The following is a 23,818-nucleotide window of genomic DNA, read 5'->3' as shown; positions in this document are numbered from 1 at the left end:
CCTTCCTTTGCTTTATTCTACCATAATAACTCAAAAATATAATCTAAAAAAAAAAAATTCATTGAAAAATATGAGTTACAAAAAAATACGCCCATAAAAGAGGCTGTCCTTTTGAGACAGCCTCTTTATTTGTAGTAAACGCGCTTATGAATTTTTTGGAATATCTTTATCAGATATGCTTTTATTTTTCTTTTTATAAAAATAATATCCGATACCCCCGATAAGGAATAAAGGCCACAATGGCAAGATAAACAAAAATACAGAAGTAATAACATTCCAGCCGGATGCGATAGCTGCCAGTGATTTTTCTCCAAAAGTTTCAGGACCTTTTTCAGTTTCTGTTTTATCAGTTACATTGACAGAAATACTGCAAATAGCATTTTCTGTGTAATGGTTACCTGAAACCTGAACATTTTTGCTTTCGATATCTCCGATACTACTGTTTAAAGCATCCATCAGGCTGTCAAAGTTCTGAATGGGAACCCGGATATCCAAGCTGTATACCTTCCGGTCTTCCCGTCTGCGGTCTGCAGATTCTATATAAGAAAGGTCTTCCGCTTTTATAAAACCATTGTTTTTCATCACTTCTTCTTTGATCATCTCTTTTACAGTCTCTGCCTGATCTGCTGTAACAGATACCTGGCCCGTTTTTATCATCCTGTCTTTTTTTACTGTGAGTTCATAGCTGTCATTTTTAGGCTTTTCTTTATAGATAATCCTGGTTTCTCTGATTACTTTGGGAGATGAAACATGAACGGTTGGTTTTTCTGGCTTCTTATCTGCAGAATCTTTTTTTTCAACTCCAGACTCCAGTTTTACAGAAGCAATTTTATCAGACAGGGAATCTACTATTTTTGATGTGTTTTCTATGTTTTGCCGGATTGTATTTTTAGTTTCTTCAAGGTCTTTTATTTTTATATTGGCAGAATCCAGCGTGTTTCCGATTGACTGGCCGGCATGGTCTATAGTTTCTGTAGCACTTGTAGTAAGGCTGTCGGCAGCCTGAATGGTTTTCTCAATCTTTGACTGTGTGATTTCTCCTTTTTTACACATAATGAAGGTACTGGATACTGCTGCCAGTAATATGAACTTTTTCATAATATTAATTTTTGATGAGGTAAAATTAAGAGGAGAGTTTTTGTAAAAATTGTAAATAAAATGTATTGTATTCGTAAAATGTTAACCGGTACATTTTCAGTTTATTGTATTTGTTTTACAAAAGATTTACAAAATGGTATTCAGGCTTAAATGGAGTAATCCAGGTGCAAATTGTAGAACGTGAAAGCTTTTACGATCAAAATTTCTGATATTTCATATGAATATACCTGAGAGATTGAATTTCCGGTCTTCAGTAAAGTCGATGCAGGCAAATTGAAGATTGGGAATGAATTTTTAAAATATAATACAAAAAAATCCGTAGAATCTCTACGGATGATATATTGTCAGTTTTTGACTTTCCTTAATTATCTCTAAACTCACTGATAAAGTGAAGTTTCACATTCGGGAATTTTTCCTGTGTCATATGAATGGTAAATGAGGAGTCAGCCAAAAATACAAGCTGATTATACTTATCTCTGGCAAGGAATCTTTGCTTTAGTCTTGCAAACTCTTTAAATTCTTCCGATTTTTCATCAGCTTCCACCCAGCATGCTTTATGCATTGCCAGTGGCTCGTAAGTACATTTAGCTCCATATTCGTGTTCCAGACGATACTGAATAACTTCATACTGAAGAGCACCCACTGTTCCAATGATCTTTCTGCCGTTCATTTCCAGGGTAAACAACTGTGCAACCCCCTCATCCATCAGCTGATCAATACCTTTTGCCAATTGTTTGGCTTTAAGAGGATCATTATTATTGATGTAACGGAAATGTTCCGGAGAGAAACTCGGAATTCCTTTAAAACTAAGCTTCTCACCACCGGTAAGCGTATCGCCGATTCTGAAACTTCCGGTATCATGAAGACCTACAATATCACCGGGAAAACTTTCTTCCACGACTTCTTTTTTGTCGGCAAAGAAAGCATTGGGAGAAGAGAACTTCATCTTTTTACCTTCTCGTACCAATAGGTAATTTTCATTTCTTTTAAATGTACCTGAAACAATTTTTACGAAAGCAAGTCGGTCTCTGTGTTTCGGATCCATATTTGCATGGATTTTGAAAACAAATCCGGTAAAGGTATTTTCCTCAGGTTTTACGATACGGAGATCACTTTCTTTAGGCTGTGGCATCGGAGCAATTTCAATAAATGCATCCAGCAGTTCACGCACCCCAAAATTATTTAATGCAGAACCGAAGAATACCGGCTGCAGATCCCCCTTCATATAATCTTCACGGCTGAATTCAGGATATACAGACTGGATAAGCTCAAGCTCATCTCTTAAGGTCTGTGCAGCTTTTGAACCAATGGCCTCATCGATAGATGGATCATGAATATCATCGAAAGTGATGGATTCCCCCACTTTTTGTTTTTTTTCTTCAAGGAATAGCTGAATGTTATTTTCCCAGATGTTATAAATTCCCTGGAAATCACTTCCCATACCAATCGGAAGGGAAAGAGGAACTACTCTTAGTCCCAGTTTTTGTTCTACTTCATCCAACAGGTCAAAAGCATCCTTACCCTCACGGTCAAGCTTGTTAATGAATACCAGCATCGGGATATTTCTCATCCTGCAGACCTGTACCAGCTTTTCAGTCTGTTCCTCAACCCCTTTTGCCACGTCAATCACAACAATCACAGAGTCAACAGCAGTTAACGTTCTATAGGTATCTTCAGCAAAATCTTTGTGACCCGGAGTATCCAGGATGTTGATTTTATGATCTTTATATTCAAAAGCCAGTACGGAAGTTGCTACAGAGATCCCTCTCTGTCTTTCAATTTCCATAAAGTCGGAGGTAGCTCCTTTTTTTATTTTATTGGATTTTACCGCACCTGCTTCCTGAATCGCCCCTCCGAAAAGAAGTAACTTTTCTGTAAGAGTGGTTTTTCCGGCATCCGGGTGGGAAATGATCCCGAAGGTCTTTCTTTTTTGTATTTCTTTGATTAAGTCTGACATATCGTATTTTGAAGTTGCAAAAATCGTGATTTTTTACGAGGTTTTCAAATAAAGTGGTCAAGATATTTTATCACTTAATAATATTAAAAAGAGAAATGTCTGTACAATATCTAAAAAAATTATTCAATAATATGAACAGCAAGCATTATCAGATACAGTAAGCCAGGAATACAGCAATAAAAAAGGAAATTATAGTATATTCAAATATTCCCATTTTTTACGGATTATGGATCCGGAGATAATCTGTATTACTCTAAAATCGCAGAGGCAATAATGAGATCAGGTCTGAAGGTTTGCACATCCATTCATGACAGAGGAGCGAACTTAAGTATTTTCTTTTTTAGTTGCCTGTAGCATTCAAAAAAATTATCTTTGTTTCAATAAACTTTTACAGAGAAAAAGAATGGAAAATAGCAGGTATCCGAAGTTTACTTTCACATGGCTGGGCGGTGTTACTTTAGTAGTGGGATTGTTTGTGGGAACTATGGCTGTTTCTTTATTCAATACTTTCTGGATGGTAGTTTTTAAAGAAAATCTTGAACTTAAAAGCTGGTTTCTGATGGTGGCCAATTCTGTGGGGTTCCTTATGGCGATCGCTTTCTTTGATTTTTTCATTGTGAGACGGACCACCCAAAAAAAACTGAGCTTTAATCTTTCATCAGTTAATTTTTATACCTATCTCCTTAGCTTTCCTATGATGGCGGGGATGATGCTTGTTTCAGAGTTTACAGCATCTCTGATCCCAACAACAGGCCCTTTTTTTGGTGATTTTTATGAATACTTCACCCAGCTGATGAATCAGCTGACGGATGATCCTGTGGTCATGATCATTATGACTGTATTGCTGGCTCCGGTATTTGAAGAGATCATATTCCGGGGGATTATTCAGAAAGGGTTGATAAATAAAGGAGTAAAACCATGGAAGGCTATTTTATATGCATCCATTCTTTTTGGAGTGGTTCACGGAAATCCCTGGCAGTTTATCAGTGCTGTGATGCTGGGGTGTGTATTGGGACTGGTATATGACAGGACCAAATCTTTACTGATGCCGATATTGCTGCATGGATTTAACAATTTATGCTTATCACTGTTGGTGCTTTATGGTAAAGATGAAAGCTTTGCAAAAGTTTTTAATGTTTCAGAATGGCTGATATTGGCTGTTGGACTGGTTGTTTTTTCGTTATTCTACTATCTCTTTATGAAAAAATACAAAGTGCATTATTCTGAAATCTGATTACATGACTAAAAGTAAATTGAAAATGAATACAGAAATGGAGTTATTGGTAGCGACACACAACGAACATAAAAAAGAAGAGATTCAACAGATTCTGGGAAGCGATTGTATAGTGAAAAGCCTCACAGATTATAATATCCATGAAGAAATTGTAGAAGATGGAGACTCTTTTAATGCCAATGCCCTGATCAAAGCAAAATATTGTTTTGAGAAAACCGGAGTTCCAAGTCTGGGAGATGACAGTGGTCTGGTAGTAGAGTCTTTAGACGGAAGGCCGGGAATATTCTCTGCCCGTTATGCCGGAGACCATGATTTCGCTAAAAATATTGAAAAAGTTTTACAAGAAATGACAGGTGTTGAAAACAGGAAGGCTTATTTTATTACTGTTTTATGCTATTATGATGAAAACGGAGCTCAATATTTTGAAGGAAGAGTTCACGGAAATTTGTTAACAGAAAACAAGGGATTCAAAGGATTTGGCTATGATCCTGTTTTTGTTCCTGAAGGCTATACCAAAACCTTTGCAGAAATGAATCCTGAAGATAAAAATAAAATCAGCCACCGTAAACAGGCTTTGGACAGATTTATGGATTTTTTAAAAGTAACAGATTAGATAATTCTTGTTTAATACATCAGAAAGAGATAAATCCCGTCTGGCAGATGTGTCTTTATCCTTATTTCCTAAATTAAAAGTAAAAAACAACGTTTTAGATTTTCTGTTGTACATTTGTCTATAATAAATTATTGATTTGAGTACTTATTTAACGATACTAGGCTTTAACTCAGCAATTCCGACAGTCAATACTTCGCCTACAGCTCAGCTGCTGGAAATGGAAGAAAGACTTTTTCTTATTGATTGTGGCGAAGGGACTCAGGTACAGCTTAGAAAAGCAAAGGCAAGATTTTCAAAAATCAACCATATTTTTATTTCCCATTTACATGGGGATCATTGTTTTGGACTTCCGGGGCTTATTGCTTCATTCCGTCTTTTAGGAAGGGAAAATCCGTTGCATGTTTATGGCCCGAAAGGAATACGGAAAATGCTGGAAACAATTTTTGAAATAACGGAGACCCACCGTGGCTTTGAGGTCGTATATCACGAACTGGATAAAGATTATTCAGAAAAAATTTATGAAGATAACAGGGTTGAGGTATACACGATTCCCTTAGATCACCGGATCTATTGTAATGGTTATCTTTTTAAAGAAAAACCTAAAGACAGACATCTGAATATGAAGGAGATTGCCAAGTACAGTGAAATTGAAACCTGTGATTATCACAATATTAAAGCAGGGAAAGATTTTGTCCTGAGTGATGGGTATGTACTTAAAAATGAAGTGCTGACACTGGATCCGGCTCCTTCTGTATCCTATGCATTCTGTAGTGATACCCGTTATCTGGAAAGTGTACTTCCGATCATTAAGAATGTTACGGTTTTATATCATGAGTCTACCTTCCTGCACGATCTCAAAGAAATGGCAGACTATACCGGGCATTCAACAGCTTTGGAAGCGGCAACTATAGCACAAAAAGCACAGGTGGGGAAATTGATATTGGGGCATTTTTCCAACAGATACGGAGACCTGACGGTATTTACCGATGAGGCAAGAAATATTTTCCCCAACACCTTTTTACCCAAAGCGTTGGAAAGCGTGAAAATCTAAATGAAGAATGCTGAAATTTGAAGAATTAAAAAATTTTCTGGATGAAAAAGCCGATCAATATAATATTCCCGGCTTTATTGATGATGATCCTATACAGATTCCCCATCGCTTTTCCTTAAAACAGGATATAGAAATTGCAGGGTTTTTAGCAGCAACCATTTCGTGGGGAAACAGAAAATCGATCATTAAATCTGCTGAAAAGATGCTTGAGTTCATGGGGAATTCTCCATATGATTTTGTATTGAACCATTCGGTCAGAGATTTGGAAGCTATTCGGGATAAAAGTGTTCACCGGACATTTAACGGAGAGGATTTTTCCTATTTTATCAGTCAATTTAAAAGAATTTATACGGGAAATGAAAGTCTGGAAAGCTTATTTAAATTAGGAGAAAAAGAAACCAATTTTCTCTATGCAATTGAAAGGTTCAGAGATAATTTCCTTGAGCCCGAAAAGCACAGGAGCCATAAACATGTAAGTTCTCCCGGTAAGAACTCTTCTGCAAAAAGAATCATGATGTTTTTGAGATGGATGGTGCGTAAAGATAAACGTGGCGTGGATTTTGGTATTTGGGAAAATACAGATCAAAAGTATCTGTCTATTCCCTTAGATGTTCATACAGGAAATATTTCAAGAAAGCTGGGGCTTATCTCAAGAACCCAGAATGATTGGAAAACGGTAGAGCAACTGGATACAGCCATCAGGCAGTTTGATGAAAATGATCCTGCAAAATATGATTTTGCTTTGTTTGGACTTGGGGTCACTAAAGAACTCTTGTAAAAAAAGTAAGGATGAAAAAAAAATACAATGAAAAAACAGAAGTGCTCGAAAAAATAGCGAATAATATTACGTCCTGGATCGGGTCTATTCCGTCATTGATTGTGCACACGTTGCTTTTTATCACTTCGTTTTTACTTCCTCTTGTAAATATTGTAGAGTTTGATAAAATGCTTCTGATTCTTACTACCGTGCTCTCCCTGGAAGCAATTTATCTGGCAATCTTCATTCAGATGTCTGTTAACAAAAGCCACGAGAAAATTGAATTCATCCAGGAAGATATTGAAGAGATCAGCGAAGATATCGAAGATATCCAGGAGGATATTGAGGAAATTAGTGAGGATATCGAAGAGATCAATGAGGATATAGAGGATATTCAGGAAGATATTGAAGAAATTAATGAAGAAGAGGAAGAGGAAGACCACAATGAAAGGGCTAAAAATGTGATCCTAAAGAGTAATGTGAGTTCAAATAAAAATGAAATAAAAGCTTTAAAAGATATAATTGCCAGGCTGCAGGGTGAGATTGATCAATTGAAAAAAGATTGAGGATAAAGTGATTTAGGAAAATATTTCAAATTACAAATCTTATTGTGGTTTTAATAGGATAAAAGACAGATAGACGAATGTTGTTCTGTCTTTTTTATTGCTGGTTTGTGTATTTTAATAAATTTATTGGATTTGAATAAAACTTAAAAATAAAAACCAATTATTGTAAATAAAGGTGTTAAAATGCTTTTAAAGCTGTGAAAAGGTTAATCTGTTTTCAATATTTTTGCTACATTTGGGCAAATGAAATCAAAATGTTAAATTATAGACTAAAAAACTATTTTTTCCTTTTTTCTTTTTTATTGGTTTCTGCTGCTGCTTTTTCTCAAACAGCGCCCGTCAGAAAACCTGAAAAAGTAAAACCTTCAGCGGAAAGTTTAAAAGCAGGAGCGTTTATTGACGTAAATGTTCCTCCGTATGTCGGATCCAATTATACGCCAGAACTATTGGTGAAAAATATTCTGATTAACGGCGGAACCAATTGTACTACGGCTAATGTAAGTAATGTTACGGTTTCTCCTAACCATGCTGTAGATAATGTCAACAGATTCTGGGGATATTTTAATAAAGGAACAGCTAATTTCCCTTTTACAGATGGAATTGTTTTGACTACGGGGTATGCAAAAGATGCTGGAAATATTTTTAATAGCCATCTTGGCAGCTCTCCTGGTACAGGGAGTGATCCTGATCTGGTGGCAGCTATTAATCCTTCTTATAACCTGCTGGATGCTGTATCACTGGAATTTGATTTTGTTCCCAATTCTACTCAGGTGAAGTTTAATTATATTTTTGCTTCCGAAGAATATACCTCAGATTATCCTTGTAGCAACTATACAGATGGATTTGCACTTTTGTTGAAAAAGGTCGGAGATCCTACGTATACCAATCTTGCGGTTTTACCTGGTGGCGCAGGGCCTGTAAGTGTAACGAATATTGTACCTGCAGGAAACGGATTTAGTTGTGGCCCGATCAATGAAACTTATTTTGGAGCAATAAATAACCCGCATGTAGGAATTAATTATAATGGAAGAACTGTTCCGTTGACTGCTGTTGCTGATGTAATTCCAGGTCAGACTTATCATTTCAAAATGGTTCTTGCAGATGCCAGAGATTCAGGATATGACTCTGCGGTTTTCCTGGAAGGAGGCTCTTTTGATATCGGAATTAAAATTGTGGATGGAACCGGTGCTACTTTACCGGGTACAATTAATATGTGTGATAACACACCGCAACAACTTAAAGCGCAGGTGGCGGCTATTCCCGGGATGACGTTTCAGTGGTATAAAGATGGGGTGTTGATTCCAGGGGCAACCAATGCTATTTATACGGCTACACAGCCGGGAGTATATGTGGTTAAAGTAATGATTCCGGGAAATCAGTGTCCGGGAGAAGCAACGATTACCATTATAGGAGGAACAAGTCCTACCGTACAGAATGCGGAAATGAAACTTTGTTCCACTCCTGAGCACAGCACATTCAATCTGGAAGATGCAAAGCCGCTGATCAGTACCACAACGGGCGCGGTTTTCCGTTTTTACACAACCCTGGCTGATGCACAGGCTCAAAATAATAACTTTATTACCAATCTGACCAATTATAATGGCACTGACGGTCAGGTTTTACATGTGCTGGTTTCCAATGGGGCTTTCTGCAGCAGGATTGCAACATTGACTTTAAGAAAAGAAGAAACCCCTGTGGCGCAGCTTACTTCTTCAAGGTTAAAAATCTGTGTGGGAGAAACATTGATTCTTACTGCTGCAGGCGGGGTTACTTACCAATGGAGTGATGATCCGGGAACAGGCCCTATCAGAACGGTAAGCCCGACTCAAACTACTACTTATACGGTATACGCTATTGGTGCGCAGGGATGTAAATCTTTACAGCCGGCAACCATCACGGTTGAGGTAGTGCCTGCTATTGTTTCTTCCTTGAAAGGAGGACATATTTGTCAGGGAGACGAAATCCTGCTGGATGCAGGTTCAGGACCAGGGTATACGTATGAATGGAGTACTGGTGAAACAACACAGTCTATCACAGTAAATACTCCTGGAGAATATACTGTAATCATCAGCAATGGGGTATGCTCAAAAGCGTTTAAAACACAGGTGATCCGTGCAGTGGTTCCTCAGGTTACCAATGTTGACTTTAACGAGAATGGAACACTTATTCTTACAGCAAGCAATCCAAGTAACGGGATCCTTGAATACTCAATAGATAATGGAGTTACCTGGCAATCTTCAAATATATTTTCTAATGTACCTAAGAATAAGCTTATATCTATTCGGGTAAGGGTAAAATATACAAGCTGTGAAGGATTTCTGGAGTACTTTACTTTTGTAATGAAAAATGTAATTACTCCAAATGGTGATAATATTAATGATATTATTGATTTCAGAGGGGTGAGCAATTATAACGGCTTCACGGGAATTGTTTTTGACCGCTACGGAAGGGAGGTATTTAAAGCCGAGAAAGTGAGACCTTACTGGGACGGATACTTCCAGGGAAAACGTCTGCCTACTGCCACTTACTGGTACCAGGTAACCTACGAAGACCCTGCCAGCAAACAGCCGACAGTGAAAACAGGATGGATATTGCTGAAAAATATAGAGTAGATTTTTAAATTATAATTGAAAGACTGGCAGTTTTGTCAGTCTTTTTTTTATTATTTGTAGATAAATAGAATTGATATTCTATAATAAATAAATTTACGTTAGTAATAATGTAAATTATATTGAGCTGAATTTTAATCAAAAAAAATAGTATTTTTGTTTAAAATAATATAAAATGTTAAATAGGAGGACAGGAAGTTTATTTTTTGCGTTATTTTTTACTTTTATAGGAAACTTCATTTCTTCTCAAAACAGAGGAAGAGCAGAAGTTGCCAGAAGACAAAGCTCCGCTTCTATGAAGGCTGGTGCTTTTATTGATGTAAACGCACCAGGATACCCCGAGTCAGGTTATAATATCACACAGTTGGTTAAAGATGTCCTGATCTCCGGCGGAGGATGTACCACTTCAGCAGTAAGTAATGTTACTGTGTCTCCTAATCTGGCACCGGGCAATCCGGAAAGGAGCTGGGGGTATTTTAATAAAGCAACCACCAACTTTCCGTTTAGTAAAGGGATTATACTGTCAACAGGGTTTGCAAATAAAGCAGGAAATAATTATCAGGCAACATTGAGTGATACATTGCCTTCCGGTGGAGATGCTGACCTGGCTACGGTACTGAATATTCCCAATTCCCAGCTGTTTGATGCCACTTCCATAGAATTTGATTTCGTAGCTTCTTCTACTGAGGTTTCGTTCAGATATTTATTTGCATCTAAAGAATACCAGCAGAGTTTTCCATGCAGTATTACAGATGGCTTTGCCCTTTTGTTAAAAAAAGTCGGTGATCCAAACTATACCAATCTGGCTGTTCTTCCGGCAGGGGCAGGACCGGTGAGTGTAACCAATATTCACCCTGCTTATCCCAATTGCGGGCCTAAAAATGAGGTGTATTACGGCGGAACCAATACTGCTCAGATTGAAACTAATTTTGACGGACGTACAGTACCATTGACTGCAAAAGCAACCGTTATTCCTGGTCAGACCTATCATTTTAAAATGGTGCTTGCTGATTTCCAGGATCACAATTTTGATACAGCGGTTTTCCTTGAAGCGGGATCTTTTGATATCGGGGTGAAAATCCTTGATCCGGCGGGAGTACAGCTTCCTGCTAGTGTAAATATGTGTGATAATACTCCGCAAACCTTTACAGCTTCTGTTCAGGGGGCTAATGTTACCTATCAGTGGTTTTTAGGTACAAACCCGATTCCGGGTGCTACCAATGCCAGCTACACTGCCACACAACCAGGAGTATATTCCGTTAAAGTTTATATACAGGGAAATACATGTCCCGGAGAAGCAACGATTACTGTAGTGGGAGGAACATCTCCCACAGTGCAGAATGCTACTCTGACGGCCTGTTATACCACAGGAAATGCTACATTTAATTTAACATCTGCACAGGCTGCCATAAGTACGACACCGGGAGCAACCTTTGCTTATTATATGACATTGGCGGATGCTAACGCAGGGAATACGAATACAATTCCCAATCCTGCAGCTTATCCGAGCGCAGGAGGGCAAACTGTTTATGTTCTTGTTAAGAATGGATTCTGTTCAAAAGTAGCTGAGCTCAAGTTAGTAAAAGCAGCACAAATGACTGCGACTATTGCACCTCCGGCAGTTTTGACCTGTGCGAACTCACAAACAACCCTGGATGCCTCTGCTTCTGTTTACCCTGCAGGAGCAACCTTTAACTGGACTACGACAGGAGGAAATATTGTTTCAGGAGGAAACACCCTGACCCCTGTTGTGAATGCAGCCGGAACCTATACTTTAACCATAACCAATACCTATCAGCCCGGAAATGTTAATTGTACCGCTACTGCTAATGTTACAGTAACGGGAGATAGTGCGCCGCCATCTACAGGATTAACAGCAAGTAAAATTAAAATTTGTAGCGGGGATTCTGTCGTATTAACCGCTACAGGAGGGGCTACCTACAACTGGACAGGTCTTCCGGGAACAGGAAATACCCAGACTGTATCTCCCACTACAACAACTACATATTCTGTGACTGCTGTGGGAGCAAATGGTTGTGTCTCCCAAAATCCGGCAACAATAACAATTGAAGTTTCCCAGCCGTTTACAGCACAGAATGCCACATTGCATAAATGCTATGAACCCGGATTAACTTATGATCTTACAGATGCTGAACCCCAGATCACGACTGCTACCGGGGTGACTTTTACATATTATGTGAATCAGGCTGATGCTAATGCTGCTAATGGTAATTTTATAGCAACACCCACTACATATTCTCCACCGGGAAATCAAACGATTTATGTTTTGGTAAGTAATGGAGGCTGTAGCTATGTGGTTGAACTGAAATTATTAAGAACAGCTGTTACTACGCTCACCATAGCGCCACCGCAGACTGTTACCTGTACGGCTTCTCAGGTCACTTTAAATGCTTCAGCTTCAGTAATACCTGCAGGGGCAACAATTACGTGGACGACCACTGGTGGAACTATTGTATCAGGAGCCAATACACTTAATCCGGTAGTGAGTGCCGGAGGGGTTTATACTTTAACAGTAACCCATGTGTCCCAGCCCGGAAACTTAAGCTGTTCCTATACTACAAACGTAACCGTTCCCCAGGATACAACATTACCGGTTGCGGGGGTTACCTCTTCGCAGCCTCGTATATGTTTGGGAGAATCAGTGACTTTAACAGCTACCGGAGGAACAACATATAACTGGGTAGGACTTCCGGGTAACGGAAATACACAGGTGGTGTCTCCGGGGTCAACTACTGTATATACCGTATATGCGGTGGGAGCAAACGGATGTGTTTCAGCAGTACCGGCTACGGTAACTGTAGAGGTTGGTCCTCCGGTTGCCGGAATATCGGCTTCGAAGTCAAAAATCTGTGCCGGCGAGTCGGTGACTCTTACAGCTACCGGAGGAATTACCTATAATTGGGTAGGGCTTACCGGAAACGGCAGTACTCAGGTAGTTACTCCTACTATTACGACTATATATTCGGTCTATGCATTGGGAGGAAACGGATGCAGCTCTGTAAATCCGGCTACCGTTACAATTGAAGTGGTGCCTGCTATAGAGTCCACATTGACGGATGTTTATGTATGTGCAGGAGATAATGGAACTTTGGATGCGGGTGCAGGTCTTAATTATACTTATTTATGGAGTACAGGAGCTACCACCCAGACCATTACCACAAATATACCGGGTACTTATAGTGTAACCATAAGCAATGGGGTGTGTTCCAAAGTGTTTACTGCTGAGCTGATCAATCCTGACCTGCCTCAGTTTACAAACGTAGTATATGACAATCATGTGCTAACCCTTACAGCCAGCAACCCAACGGGAGGGATATTGGAATACTCCATAGACGGAGGGACAACATGGCAGCATTCCAATATATTTTACGGAGCTTTAAACAACACTACTTATCATCTGATGGTCCGGGTAGTGGGTTCAAAATGCGGAACCTCTTTAGATTATTTCACTTTGGTCATCAGCAATGCTATAACTCCTAATATGGATGGTTATAATGATGCCATAGATTTTACGGGGATCAGTGGTTATAAAGATTTTGCAGCCTCTATTTTTGACCGATATGGTGCTGAAGTATTCAAAGCTACAAAAGATGCAGCGGTATGGACCGGATCTTTGAAAGGATTGAATTTACCTACCGGAACATACTGGTATAGAGTGCAGTGGGAAAATCCTGCAAGTAAAAAATTAGAGCAACGTTCAGGTTGGATTCTGTTAAAAAACAGAAATTAAATCATATTGTGAAAAAACTAATATAAATCTCCCTGACCGGGGAGATTTTTTTGTTTTTACCATTGCTTTTGACAGTATGCTGATTCTTTAAAAGCGTTTCTGTTACAGGAATATATATTATTTTTTTTTATCATAAAAACAGATAATCAGTATTTTTATTTTTAAGTTTTTAACGATAATAGATAATATTTTCTGATAAGTTTTTGATTATATTTTTGTTCTTTTTATATAAAAAAGTTAAATATGTGTGAGGTATATTCAAAAAAAAATTAAATTTGTTAAAACAAAAGTATTATGCGAAGAAGATATCTACCGTTTTATTTATTTTTTTTAGTCATTTCGACATTTCTATTTTCACAAAAGCTTTCTCCCAGGCCGATTATAAAAGAAAAAAGTTCTGCAATGTCCAAAAAAGCAGGTGCTTTTATTGATGTAAACGCTCCCGGATATACAGAAAGTTCCTTTTCTATTGAAAAGCTTGTAAAAGATGTTCTGATCTCATCAGGAACCAATACCTGTGTTACTCCCAACGTAACAAATGTACAGATTACCCCCAATCATGCAGTGGGTGATGCAGACAGATCCTGGGGATATTTTCATAAAGGAACAACGGCATTTCCTTTTAAAGATGGGATTATCCTTTCTACCGGAAAGGCATCAAGAGGAGGAAATACTTATGAAGGTCCTAATCCTCTTGGGGATACTAACGGAGGAGGTACAGATTCAGATCTTGCGCAGGCTACAGGAGCTACCGGAACCCTGACTGATGCTGTACTTCTTGAGTTTGACTTCGTTCCAACAACATCGCAGATTAAATTTAATTATATATTAGCTTCGGAGGAGTACACAGGCTCATTCCCCTGTAATTATGCAGATGCTTTTGCAATTTTGCTGAGACCTACATCGGGTGGACCTTATACCAATATGGCGGTACTTCCAAACGGAGCAGGCCCGGTAAGCGTTACCAATATCCGTCCGGCAATTCCCGGAAGCTGTGCGGCTGTTAATGAGCAATATTTCGGAGGTTATAACACAGCCAATATTGAAACGAATTTTAACGGAAGAACCGTTCCTCTTACGGCTACAGCGACTGTAACGGCAGGACAGCAATATCACTTTAAAATGGTAATTGCTGATTACGGACCTTATGGAGAGGATCATTCCTATGATTCAGCTGTGTTTCTTGAGGGAGGCTCCTTTAATATCGGGGTGGAACTTTTAGACCCTAGTGGAGCTACATTGCCATCAGATATCAACGTTTGTGATAATGTACCACAGGTGATTACAGCTTCAGTAAGTGATCCGAACCTATTATACCAATGGTATCACAACGGAGTTGCTGTACCTAATGCAACCACTAATACCATTACTGCAGTGCAGCCGGGAACATATACCATTGAAGTCAGTGTTCCGGGAAATCCATGTCCTGGTAAAGCTTCAATCGTAATTCATGGAGGAACAACTCCGCAGGCACAGGATGCCACATTGCTACTCTGTACCACTCCTGATATTACTACTTTCGATCTCAGTACGATTATGCCTTCCATAAGTCCTACACCCGGAGCGGTATTCAGGTTTTATGTGGATCAGGCGGATGCCCTTGCCCAGAATGATAATTATATACAGAACATCCTGAATTATAACGGAACTGACGGGCAGGTTTTATATGTCGTGGTTTCAAATGGAGGATTCTGTAGTAAAATGGTAGAACTCACCCTTTTAAAAGAAGCTACTCCTATTGCCAAATTAAAATCTTCCAAAATTAAGATCTGTCCGGGAGAGTCCGTAACGCTTTCAGCAGAGGGGGGAACAACATATGAGTGGATTAATTTTTCAGGTAACGGGAATACCCAGACCGTTACTTTATATCAGACTGCTGTATTTACGGTTTATGCAATAGGTCCGAAAGGATGTAAATCATTAAACCCTGCTACCATAAGAATTGAAGTTACCCCTGAAATTACAAGTCCTTTAACCGATGTTGAAATGTGTCTTGGAGATAAAGTAACGCTGGATGCAGGCGCCGGATCTAATTATAAATATCTGTGGAGTACAGGTGCTACTACCCGGAAGATTGAAGTTGATCAGTGGGGAATTTATACCGTAGAAATTGATAACGGAATCTGTAAAAAAATATTTACGGTAAAAGTTATGGGAGCAGCTACTCCATATTTTACCAAAATGAACTATGATGGTGCCAAAAAAACACTGACTGTTACCGCTGTAAACCCTCCGATGAATAATACACCGAGCTCTCTGGAGTATTCAATTGATAATGGTATTACATGGCAGAAGTCAAGGGTATTTACCAATCTTCTGGACAATACAACCTATACGATTCTGGCCAGAAGGGTAGGAACACATTGTGTGGGAAGTATAGAGTTCTTTACATTGAAAATCAATAATCTCATTACCCCTAATCAGGACGGAGTCAATGATGTGCTGGATCTTAAAGCCCTTGGAGAATTCAACAATTTCACAGGATCCATCTATGACCGGTATGGTGTTGAGATGTTCAGGTTCTCAAAAGAAAATCCTGTTTGGGATGGAACAGTAGGAGGAAAGAGGCTTCCGACAGCCACTTACTGGTATAAGTTTAATTTTGAATATCCTAAGTCAAAAACCCAGATGGACTGGTCCGGATGGATCATGCTGAAAAACAGGGAATAAAGTTTACCTGCATAAAAGAAAGCCTTTCAGATCATCTGAAAGGCTTTCTTTTTTTATATACTGCAGAACAGTTTTTTATTACGATTGATTTTCTTTCCAGAGGCTGGTAAAGGCAATAAAATCTGAGACGCTTAATTCTTCCGCTCTTTTGTCTAAAAATTCATGGGTTTTCAAAGCTTCAGGAATATTCAATGTTTTCAGTGCATTTGAAAGCTTCTTTCTCCTCTGGTTGAATCCTGCTTTTACAATTTGCTTAAATAAAGTCTCATTTCCACTGAGTCCTTCCTTAGGATTTCTCGTCAGCCTGATCACCCCGGATTTTACTTTTGGCGGAGGATTGAAGACATTTTCATGAACCGTAAAAAGGTAGGATACATCATAATAAGCCTGGATCAGGACCGACAGAATACCGTAATCTTTAGTTCTTGGAACAGCAGCCGTTCTTTCAGCTACTTCCTTCTGGAACATTCCTACCATTTCAGGAATCAGCTCATAATGATCAACGATTTGAAATAATATCTGAGAAGAAATATTATAGGGAAAGTTACCAATGATGGCAATTTGTTCATCTTTGATAAAGTTAAAATCCTGCTTGAGGAAATCCCCTACAAATGTATTCTCCGTAATTTTAGAATAATTATTTTTGAGGTACTCAATAGATTCATTATCAATTTCCGCCAGATAAACGTTCTGGTCTTTTTCAAGAAGATATTTGGTAAGAACGCCCATTCCGGGACCTACTTCCATGATATTGGTATAGTTCTCAAAACTAAGACCTTCTACAATTTTTCTTGCGATGTTCTCATCTGTCAGGAAGTGCTGCCCAAGATGTTTTTTTGCTTTTACACTCAAAGTTTTTTATGATTTTATTAACAATGATTTTCTTTTTTTCGTCCCAAATTTCGGAAGTTTTTTTCTATTTTAGCCAAAAATTTTAATATTAATGGCTAAATCTGTAGATGATTTTAATAAGAAAAGACTTCGGTCCAGCAATATTACAGTAGTGATAAGTATTGCCTTAGTGTTATTTTTGTTGGGATTAATGGGGCTTATTTTAATCAATGCCCAAAAGTATTCTGACTATATCAAAGAACAATTGGTAGTGAATGCCTACTTTGATGAAAACTATGATGCTAAAGATTCTGTAAAGATTGCAAAACTGGAAGCAGAAACTTTTAAAAAAGTACAGACCTTAGCTCCTGTAAAAAAAGCAACCTATATTTCAAGAAGCATGGCGGCTCAGGAGGCCAAAAAGAGTATGGGAATTGACAGTGACGCATTGTTCGAAGAAAACATTTTTCCTTCCTCTGTTGAAATTGCTTTAAAACCTGAATATGTAGATCCTGCAAAAATTGATGAGGCAATCAAAGCGATCAAAGCAGTGCCTGGTATTGTTGATGTAAAAAATGACAGTACATTAATGGTTGATGTTTATAATAACCTGAGCAGAATCTTAAAATGGATCTTAGGATTTTCAATCCTGTTCCTGGTACTGGCCGTTGTTTTAATCAACAATTCAATCCGTCTCAAAATATTCTCTAAAAGATTTATTATCAAAACCATGCAGCTGGTGGGTGCGAAGAGAAGATTTATTCTTAAGCCATTCATTATAGAAGCGGTGATCCTGGGAGCTATAGGAGCTTTAATCGGTCTTCTGGCCCTGTTTGGTGTATGGTATTACTTTACCAACCAGATCGGATCTGCATTTGTACAGGATAACCAACAGTATTTCTGGCTTGTATTGCTGGTGATCGGAGTAGGAATTTTTATTACTGTTCTAAGTACCATTATTGCAACCTGGAGATTCTTAAAATCAAACGTTGACGATTTATATTACTCTTAACAATGAGCAAAAAAACAAATAAATTTACCGCTTCCGACTTTGGCAAAGGAGAGGAAGCACCGCAGGAAAATACTTTTTACTTCGGACAGCAGAATTTTAAATGGATGCTGATAGGGCTGGCTTTCATTGCAGGAGGTTTTCTTCTGATGATGGGACCGGATGCCAATACGGTAGATGGTAAATTTGATCCGAATTCCTGGAATGATGGTATTTTTTCCATCAGGAGGATCAGAATAGCTCCTTTATTTGTAGTCATAGGTTTTGCCATAGAGGTATATGCTATTTTAAAAAGAAAGTAACACAAGTTAATATTTAGAGATTAAGGGATTGGGAAGTTCGGGGTTGTATTCTGAATTTCCGGATCTCTTAATCTTTTAATTTTTTTGAAAGAATATGGATTTAATAAAAGCAATTATTATTGCCATTGTAGAAGGGCTTACAGAATATCTTCCGATTTCCTCTACTGCACACATGGGATTTACAGCCAACCTGATGGGATTACCGGAAGATGAATTTTTAAAGATGTTTCAGGTTTCCATTCAGTTTGGTGCTATCTTATCTGTTGTAGTGGCTTACTGGAAAAAGTTTTTTGATCTGAACAATCTTCAGTTTTATTTTAAACTGGGCTTTGCAGTAGTACCGGCATTGGTTTTAGGATATCTGTTTGATGACAAGATTGAAGCGGTCCTGGGAAATCAGATTGCAATTTCCTCGGTTCTGGTATTGGGTGGAGTGGTTTTGCTGTTTGCGGACAAATGGTTCAAGAATCCTAAAATTGATGATGAAAAGGGCATTACGATCAGGAATGCAGTTACCATCGGATTCTGGCAGTGTCTTGCCATGATGCCGGGTACAAGCCGAAGTGCTGCTTCTATTATCGGGGGAATGGCCCAGGGACTTACCAGGAAAGCAGCTGCTGAATTCTCCTTTTTCCTTGCAGTTCCTACCATGCTGGCAGTAACAGTGTATTCTGTATTTGTTAAAACCTGGGGAAAAGAAACAGGAAATCCACAGAAAGGTTACGAAATGATCATGGCTTCCCAGGATCATATCATCATATTTGTGATAGGAAATGTAGTGGCTTTTATTGTAGCGCTTATTGCGATCAAAGCATTCATTGGAGTGCTAAACAAATATGGATTTAAACCTTGGGGTTGGTACCGTATTTTTGTTGGGGTAGCCTTGTTAATTTATTTCTATTTTTTTAAATAAAATGACTGCTGAAGAACTGAAAGCGGGATATACCTTTTTATTGGATAAGCCTTTGGACTGGACTTCTTTCCAGGCGGTCAATAAAATGAAATATAAGCTTAAAAAAGAATTTGATCTTCCCAAAAAATTTAAGATCGGTCATGCCGGAACGTTAGATCCAAGGGCTACTGGGCTTCTTATTGTGTGTTGTGGAAAATTTACTAAAAATATTCCTGAGATCCAGGATGCTCCAAAAGAATACTGGACGGAAATTAAAATAGGGGTACAGACAGAGTCTTATGATACCGAAAAGCCGGAAATTCTTCATCAGGATATCTCAAATATTACAGAAGATCTGGTAAAAGAGGTCTTAGAAAAGTTTGTTGGAGAGATTGAACAGAAACCTCCTGTTTATTCAGCCATAAAAATTGATGGAGAAAGGGCTTATAATTTAGCCAGGGCAGGAGAAGAGGTGGAAATGAAATCCAGGAAAACAACCATTCATTATATTAAAGATATCAGGATAGAATTTCCCTTCGTAAGTTTTATGGTAGGGTGTTCAAAAGGGACTTATATCAGAAGTCTGGCTCATGATATAGGGCAGGAACTGGGAGTGGGAGCTTATCTTACACAGCTGAGACGTACCAGGATCGGGGATTATAAAGTAGAAGACGCTACAGATCAGTTTTTAAACAATGAGTTTAGATTTGGAAACTTATGAAAATAAATACCATCCTGTTTATTGACTAATCCGGCCGAAAATTATTTCTCTCCTGGGAATCCGGAATTGGAATGCAGGATTTATATCCAAAAGGATGAGCCGGGAAGGGGGCATTACCTTTTAATTCCATAAACAGGCAGGCGGTTTAATGATTTTTTTAGGGCTAAGACTATTTTCAGTAATAAAAATTATACCGGGTTACGGTGAAGATTAATGGAAAAAACACGTATTAATAAATATCTATCAGAAGTTGGATACTGTTCCAGAAGGGCTGCAGATAAGCTTTTGGAGGAGGGACGCATCAAAATTAACGGAAAAGTTCCGGAACTGGGAACTAAAGTTTCTGATGAGGATCTTGTGGAAGTAGATGGAAAGCCTATCAGGGAACCACAGGAGAAACCGGTGTATATTGTCTTCAATAAACCGGTGGGAATTGTTTGTACAACAGATACCAAACGTGAAAAAAATAATATAGTAGATTATATTAACCATCCTAAAAGGATTTTTCCGATCGGAAGGTTGGATAAGCCCAGCGAAGGACTGATTCTTTTAACCAGTGACGGAGATATTGTTAATAAAATCCTCAGGGCCAGGAATAATCACGAAAAAGAATATCTGGTTCGTGTAGATAAGCCGATTACACCCAGGTTTCTGGAAAAAATGAGAAACGGAGTTCCGATTCTGGATACCGTAACCAGGAAATGTGAGGTTGAGAAAATTGATGAAATGAACTTCAGAATTATTCTTACCCAGGGACTTAACAGACAGATCCGGAGAATGTGCGAATACCTTGGCTATGAAGTTAAAAAACTGAAAAGGATCCGTATTATGAATATTAAGCTGGATTTACCGGTGGGGAAGTGGAGGGATCTGACGGACCAGGAACTCTCAACGCTTAACATGCTTCTTGAAGATTCCAGTAAGACCGTGGATTAAGATTGTAATTCAATACCATACGACAGATAAAAGCAGGGAATAAATACTCTGCTTTTTTGTTCCATATCATTGATAAACAAATAATTTTATAATTTTCACATAGTAGTGTAATATTTTTTTATTTTTACTCAGATATATTATATTTATAATGATCTGATAACAACTAAAAAACTTTACACATGAAAACAAAATTTAAACCGCTTCTTTTCCTCATTACTGCTTTTATACTTGTTACCAATTGTGAGAACCAGAGTGAGGGCCATAATGATGTTCTTAATACCTCGTTTCTTATTGATTACAGAAGTCTGAACGGGGCTCCGGACGGAATGGCTGTCATTGACCTTGATCCGGATTCTCCGAGATTTGGAAGTCTTATCAGCAAACTCGAGCTGGGAGTAGGGGTCTTACCGCACCATATTTACTATAATAAAGATGCAAAAAAACTGTATACTACTGCCCTGGGAGGAAGCTATCTCTACCAGGTAAAAGTGGAGGATGACCAGAACGGAATGCCAAAACTGATAAGTGCCACCCCTGTAGATACCGGAGAAAATACCGTAGGTGAAAACCTGTTTTTTACCAATGACGACCGTTTTTTTATGACTTTTATGGGAGGTGCGGGAGGCCTGAAAGATGGTAGCGTAGGAGTCTTTAATGCTAACAATAACAAACTTATCAAAACGATTAAAGCGCCGATAGAAGCCAATCCCAATAAGTTTATCATGTATCCCCACGGTATTTCCATCAACGAGGAAAAAGGACTCATGATGGTAACTTCAACCATTCATCCGGATCTTACCAGTGGTATGGGGAATACCTGTACTTTGGTGGACCTGAATACTTATGAATTAAAAGAAACCTATCAGGTCGCAGATTCACCAACGGATTTATCCAGTCCTGTTGAAGTTTTACTGCTTAGGGGAAAGTTTCCGCAATATGCCCTTGCTACAACAATGCTTGGAGGTGATATATGGATTGCACCTTATAATAATACGACCAAGAAATATGATGCTTTCAGCAAGGTGTTTGATGGAAGTACCCAGGGGCTGGGATGGGCCCTCGAAATGTATATTGACGATAACAGCAAGCTTTATGTGAGCTTTGCAGACCCTGGAAAAGTGCTTGTTTTTGATATAAGCAATCTCCCTCAGTTAAAACTTTTAAAAACCTTTAAAGCAGATAAAGGGGCACATCATATGGCTTTCTTTAAAACCAGATCGGGAAAAGAGGTGGTTGCCGTACAAAATAATTTGCTGAATCTTCCTAATCTGAATTCAGGGACCATTAGTGTCATTGAAATTGAAACAGGAAAAACGTTAGGGACGGTAGATTTACGGGCCCGATATGGAATACTGCCGGAATCAATAGAAGGAACCAATGGTCCCAGCAGTTATATGCATCACTAAAAATATATAAAAGTTTAAGATAAAAAAACTCCCAAAACAGTACCTGCTGTCTTGGGAGTTTTTGCAGTTATATGGGTATTATCCATGTATAGTTGTTGGAAAACCCGTTTCAGCTATTTTATGTATAATCTCATCTTTTGCTCATATTCCGGCTTCAGCTTCAGGAATTTCCATATTTTTTTATCATCAGGATACGTAATACGGTAAAAGATTATTTTATCGGCGGAGTATTTAAAATAAGGATGATTTTTAAGCCATTCCTCAGGAGCATCTGCCAGGGAATATTTAGGAACATTTGAAGTTTCCAGCAGGGCTGTGGAAACAAGTTTTTGAACAATTTCTTTATCAATATTATAGGTATCCAGAATCTGCTGTTTATTAACGAAGCCTCCGAGCTTTCTTCTGAATCCTATAATGGAGCCGGCACTTCTTTCGTCCAGTCCGAATTCCAGCAGCTGCCTGAAGGTAATGGTGTTGAGATCAGCTTTTGAAAAATCGGTTTTTTCCTGTTTTTGCTTTTCCTGAATCCTGATATAGGGTTTTAGCTCCCGGAACTTTTCAGCAGAAATAACAAAGCACTTTTGCAGGTCATCAGGGGTTTTAAAACTCCCTTTCAGGTTTTTATCACGGTAATTGACAATAGTACGGGCCTGCTTCTCAGAGAACCCCAGGGCCTGCCATTCCTCCGCATTTAAACGATTGGGGTCGAATGGCTGATAAGCAATTTTTATAGAGGTATTGTTGAAACCTCTTTTAGAGCTTTCCGGAGTTTTTGCAGGAAGCAGCAGGTAAGGTTCCAGCTGGCTGTAATGTTCTGCTGAAATAATAAAACATTCTTTAAATTTTTCTTTGCTGATAAAACTGCCTCCAAGATAGTTCCTGTACTTTAAAATAGCTTCAGTCTGTTTCTCACTGAACCCCATTTTGAGCCAATCTTTTACAGAAAGCTGATCCGGATTGAATTTTCCCGGGATGGAAAGGGTATTCTTTTCTCCATTCCCGGCTTTTCCGGATATAAGCTCTTTACTGGCTTCCGGGAGCTGGATATAAGGGTTTAGTTCATTAAATTTTTCTACAGAAATGGCATAACATTTTTTTAACTGCTCTTTTGAGGTAAACTTCCCTCCCAGAATTTCCCTGTATTTAAGAATGATGGATATCTGTTTTTCAGAAAATCCAAATTTCAGCCATTGTGTACGATCCAGCTGGTTTGGGTCAAAATTATATAAATCTGTATGGGCAGGGGAGGCCATAACAAATTTAGCTTCAGGAAAGTTTTCTTTTTCCCTGCCTGTATATTTCTGAAAGATTAACAGGACAATCAGCAGCGTAACGATACAGGCCAGTTTTTGGTAATAGCTTTTTCTCATCATAGCGTAAACTTATTGATAAAAACAAAGTAGGGCAAGAGCAGA

The 23,818-nt window shown here is 38.5% G+C and carries 18 protein-coding genes; 14 read left to right on the top strand and 4 right to left on the bottom strand.

Annotated elements, in window-relative coordinates:
* Positions 1–144: 144 nt before the first annotated feature.
* Together DRF59_RS20095 and DRF59_RS20090 are read right to left on the bottom strand one after the other, a co-directional pair.
* Positions 145–1,098: a DUF4349 domain-containing protein gene (locus DRF59_RS20095; protein WP_115964312.1), complete on the bottom strand. Its 954-nt coding sequence runs from the start codon at positions 1,096–1,098 to the stop codon at positions 145–147.
* 361 nt (positions 1,099–1,459) lie between these two features.
* Positions 1,460–3,055 carry a peptide chain release factor 3 gene (locus DRF59_RS20090; protein ID WP_115964310.1) on the bottom strand — a complete coding sequence of 532 codons (1,596 nt, stop codon included), beginning with the start codon at positions 3,053–3,055 and terminating at the stop codon, positions 1,460–1,462.
* A 403-nt stretch (positions 3,056–3,458) separates the two neighbouring features.
* Between DRF59_RS20090 and DRF59_RS20085 the strand changes: the two genes are divergently transcribed.
* The 8 genes from DRF59_RS20085 to DRF59_RS20050 all read left to right on the top strand — a co-directional run bounded on the left by DRF59_RS20085 (position 3,459) and on the right by DRF59_RS20050 (position 16,306).
* Positions 3,459–4,289 carry a CPBP family intramembrane glutamic endopeptidase gene (locus DRF59_RS20085; RefSeq protein WP_115964308.1) on the top strand — a complete coding sequence of 277 codons (831 nt, stop codon included), beginning with the start codon at positions 3,459–3,461 and terminating at the stop codon, positions 4,287–4,289.
* 25 nt (positions 4,290–4,314) lie between these two features.
* Positions 4,315–4,902 carry an RdgB/HAM1 family non-canonical purine NTP pyrophosphatase gene (gene rdgB, locus DRF59_RS20080; RefSeq protein WP_115964320.1) on the top strand — a complete coding sequence of 196 codons (588 nt, stop codon included), beginning with the start codon at positions 4,315–4,317 and terminating at the stop codon, positions 4,900–4,902.
* A 136-nt stretch (positions 4,903–5,038) separates the two neighbouring features.
* Entirely contained in the window at positions 5,039–5,953 is a 915-nt protein-coding gene (locus DRF59_RS20075; protein ID WP_115964306.1) for a ribonuclease Z, read from the top strand.
* 7 nt (positions 5,954–5,960) lie between these two features.
* A complete protein-coding gene (locus DRF59_RS20070) occupies positions 5,961–6,731 on the top strand; it encodes a TIGR02757 family protein (RefSeq protein WP_407643397.1) in 771 nt (256 codons plus the stop codon).
* An 11-nt stretch (positions 6,732–6,742) separates the two neighbouring features.
* The gene (locus DRF59_RS20065) at positions 6,743–7,276 is read left to right on the top strand and encodes a DUF1003 domain-containing protein (protein WP_115964305.1); all 534 of its coding nucleotides are present in this window, start codon (positions 6,743–6,745) and stop codon (positions 7,274–7,276) included.
* Positions 7,277–7,530: 254 nt separating this feature from the next.
* Entirely contained in the window at positions 7,531–9,888 is a 2,358-nt protein-coding gene (locus tag DRF59_RS20060) for a choice-of-anchor L domain-containing protein (RefSeq protein WP_115964303.1), read from the top strand.
* A 172-nt stretch (positions 9,889–10,060) separates the two neighbouring features.
* Positions 10,061–13,636 carry a choice-of-anchor L domain-containing protein gene (locus tag DRF59_RS20055; protein WP_115964301.1) on the top strand — a complete coding sequence of 1,192 codons (3,576 nt, stop codon included), beginning with the start codon at positions 10,061–10,063 and terminating at the stop codon, positions 13,634–13,636.
* 402 nt (positions 13,637–14,038) lie between these two features.
* A complete protein-coding gene (locus DRF59_RS20050) occupies positions 14,039–16,306 on the top strand; it encodes a choice-of-anchor L domain-containing protein (RefSeq protein ID WP_241505644.1) in 2,268 nt (755 codons plus the stop codon).
* Between the two features lie 78 nt (positions 16,307–16,384).
* Here DRF59_RS20050 and rsmA read toward each other — a convergent pair whose 3' ends face one another.
* Positions 16,385–17,158 (bottom strand): 16S rRNA (adenine(1518)-N(6)/adenine(1519)-N(6))-dimethyltransferase RsmA, encoded by a 774-nt coding sequence (gene rsmA, locus DRF59_RS20045; RefSeq protein ID WP_115964297.1) that lies wholly within the window; start codon positions 17,156–17,158, stop codon positions 16,385–16,387.
* A gap of 91 nt (positions 17,159–17,249) precedes the next feature.
* Between rsmA and DRF59_RS20040 the strand changes: the two genes are divergently transcribed.
* The 6 genes from DRF59_RS20040 (at position 17,250) to DRF59_RS20015 (ending at position 22,403) form a co-directional block, all read left to right on the top strand.
* On the top strand, positions 17,250–18,149 hold the full coding sequence (locus tag DRF59_RS20040) for a cell division protein FtsX (RefSeq protein WP_115964295.1): 900 nt from the start codon (positions 17,250–17,252) through the stop codon (positions 18,147–18,149).
* A 2-nt stretch (positions 18,150–18,151) separates the two neighbouring features.
* A complete protein-coding gene (locus DRF59_RS20035) occupies positions 18,152–18,448 on the top strand; it encodes a DUF3098 domain-containing protein (protein ID WP_115964293.1) in 297 nt (98 codons plus the stop codon).
* Positions 18,449–18,542: 94 nt separating this feature from the next.
* Positions 18,543–19,361, top strand: coding sequence for an undecaprenyl-diphosphate phosphatase (locus DRF59_RS20030; protein WP_115964291.1), 819 nt, complete (start codon positions 18,543–18,545; stop codon positions 19,359–19,361).
* A 1-nt stretch (position 19,362) separates the two neighbouring features.
* On the top strand, positions 19,363–20,061 hold the full coding sequence (truB, locus tag DRF59_RS20025) for a tRNA pseudouridine(55) synthase TruB (protein ID WP_115964289.1): 699 nt from the start codon (positions 19,363–19,365) through the stop codon (positions 20,059–20,061).
* Positions 20,062–20,274: 213 nt separating this feature from the next.
* Positions 20,275–20,997, top strand: coding sequence for a 23S rRNA pseudouridine(2604) synthase RluF (gene rluF / locus DRF59_RS20020; RefSeq protein WP_115964287.1), 723 nt, complete (start codon positions 20,275–20,277; stop codon positions 20,995–20,997).
* A gap of 179 nt (positions 20,998–21,176) precedes the next feature.
* The gene (locus tag DRF59_RS20015) at positions 21,177–22,403 is read left to right on the top strand and encodes a hypothetical protein (protein WP_115964285.1); all 1,227 of its coding nucleotides are present in this window, start codon (positions 21,177–21,179) and stop codon (positions 22,401–22,403) included.
* 113 nt (positions 22,404–22,516) lie between these two features.
* Here the strand turns inward: DRF59_RS20015 and DRF59_RS20010 are convergent, their stop codons facing one another.
* The gene (locus DRF59_RS20010; protein WP_115964283.1) at positions 22,517–23,776 is read right to left on the bottom strand and encodes a helix-hairpin-helix domain-containing protein; all 1,260 of its coding nucleotides are present in this window, start codon (positions 23,774–23,776) and stop codon (positions 22,517–22,519) included.
* Positions 23,777–23,818: the final 42 nt, after the last annotated feature.

This window comes from Chryseobacterium flavum, assembly GCF_003385595.1.
Lineage (GTDB): Bacteria > Bacteroidota > Bacteroidia > Flavobacteriales > Weeksellaceae > Chryseobacterium > Chryseobacterium flavum.
This window is presented reverse-complemented; position numbering and strand designations above follow the sequence as displayed.

Excerpts from the sequence above, each read along its gene's own strand:
- DRF59_RS20095 (WP_115964312.1), bottom strand. The coding sequence starts at position 1,098 with ATGAAAAAGTTCATATTACTGGCAGCAGTATCCAGTACCTTCATTATG.
- DRF59_RS20090 (WP_115964310.1), bottom strand. The coding sequence starts at position 3,055 with ATGTCAGACTTAATCAAAGAAATACAAAAAAGAAAGACCTTCGGGATC.
- DRF59_RS20085 (WP_115964308.1), top strand. The coding sequence starts at position 3,459 with ATGGAAAATAGCAGGTATCCGAAGTTTACTTTCACATGGCTGGGCGGT.
- rdgB (WP_115964320.1), top strand. The coding sequence starts at position 4,315 with ATGAATACAGAAATGGAGTTATTGGTAGCGACACACAACGAACATAAA.
- DRF59_RS20070 (WP_407643397.1), top strand. The coding sequence starts at position 5,961 with ATGCTGAAATTTGAAGAATTAAAAAATTTTCTGGATGAAAAAGCCGAT.
- DRF59_RS20065 (WP_115964305.1), top strand. The coding sequence starts at position 6,743 with ATGAAAAAAAAATACAATGAAAAAACAGAAGTGCTCGAAAAAATAGCG.
- DRF59_RS20060 (WP_115964303.1), top strand. The coding sequence starts at position 7,531 with ATGTTAAATTATAGACTAAAAAACTATTTTTTCCTTTTTTCTTTTTTA.
- DRF59_RS20055 (WP_115964301.1), top strand. The coding sequence starts at position 10,061 with ATGTTAAATAGGAGGACAGGAAGTTTATTTTTTGCGTTATTTTTTACT.
- DRF59_RS20050 (WP_241505644.1), top strand. The coding sequence starts at position 14,039 with ATGTCCAAAAAAGCAGGTGCTTTTATTGATGTAAACGCTCCCGGATAT.
- DRF59_RS20040 (WP_115964295.1), top strand. The coding sequence starts at position 17,250 with ATGGCTAAATCTGTAGATGATTTTAATAAGAAAAGACTTCGGTCCAGC.
- DRF59_RS20035 (WP_115964293.1), top strand. The coding sequence starts at position 18,152 with ATGAGCAAAAAAACAAATAAATTTACCGCTTCCGACTTTGGCAAAGGA.
- DRF59_RS20030 (WP_115964291.1), top strand. The coding sequence starts at position 18,543 with ATGGATTTAATAAAAGCAATTATTATTGCCATTGTAGAAGGGCTTACA.
- truB (WP_115964289.1), top strand. The coding sequence starts at position 19,363 with ATGACTGCTGAAGAACTGAAAGCGGGATATACCTTTTTATTGGATAAG.
- rluF (WP_115964287.1), top strand. The coding sequence starts at position 20,275 with ATGGAAAAAACACGTATTAATAAATATCTATCAGAAGTTGGATACTGT.
- DRF59_RS20015 (WP_115964285.1), top strand. The coding sequence starts at position 21,177 with ATGAAAACAAAATTTAAACCGCTTCTTTTCCTCATTACTGCTTTTATA.
- DRF59_RS20010 (WP_115964283.1), bottom strand. The coding sequence starts at position 23,776 with ATGATGAGAAAAAGCTATTACCAAAAACTGGCCTGTATCGTTACGCTG.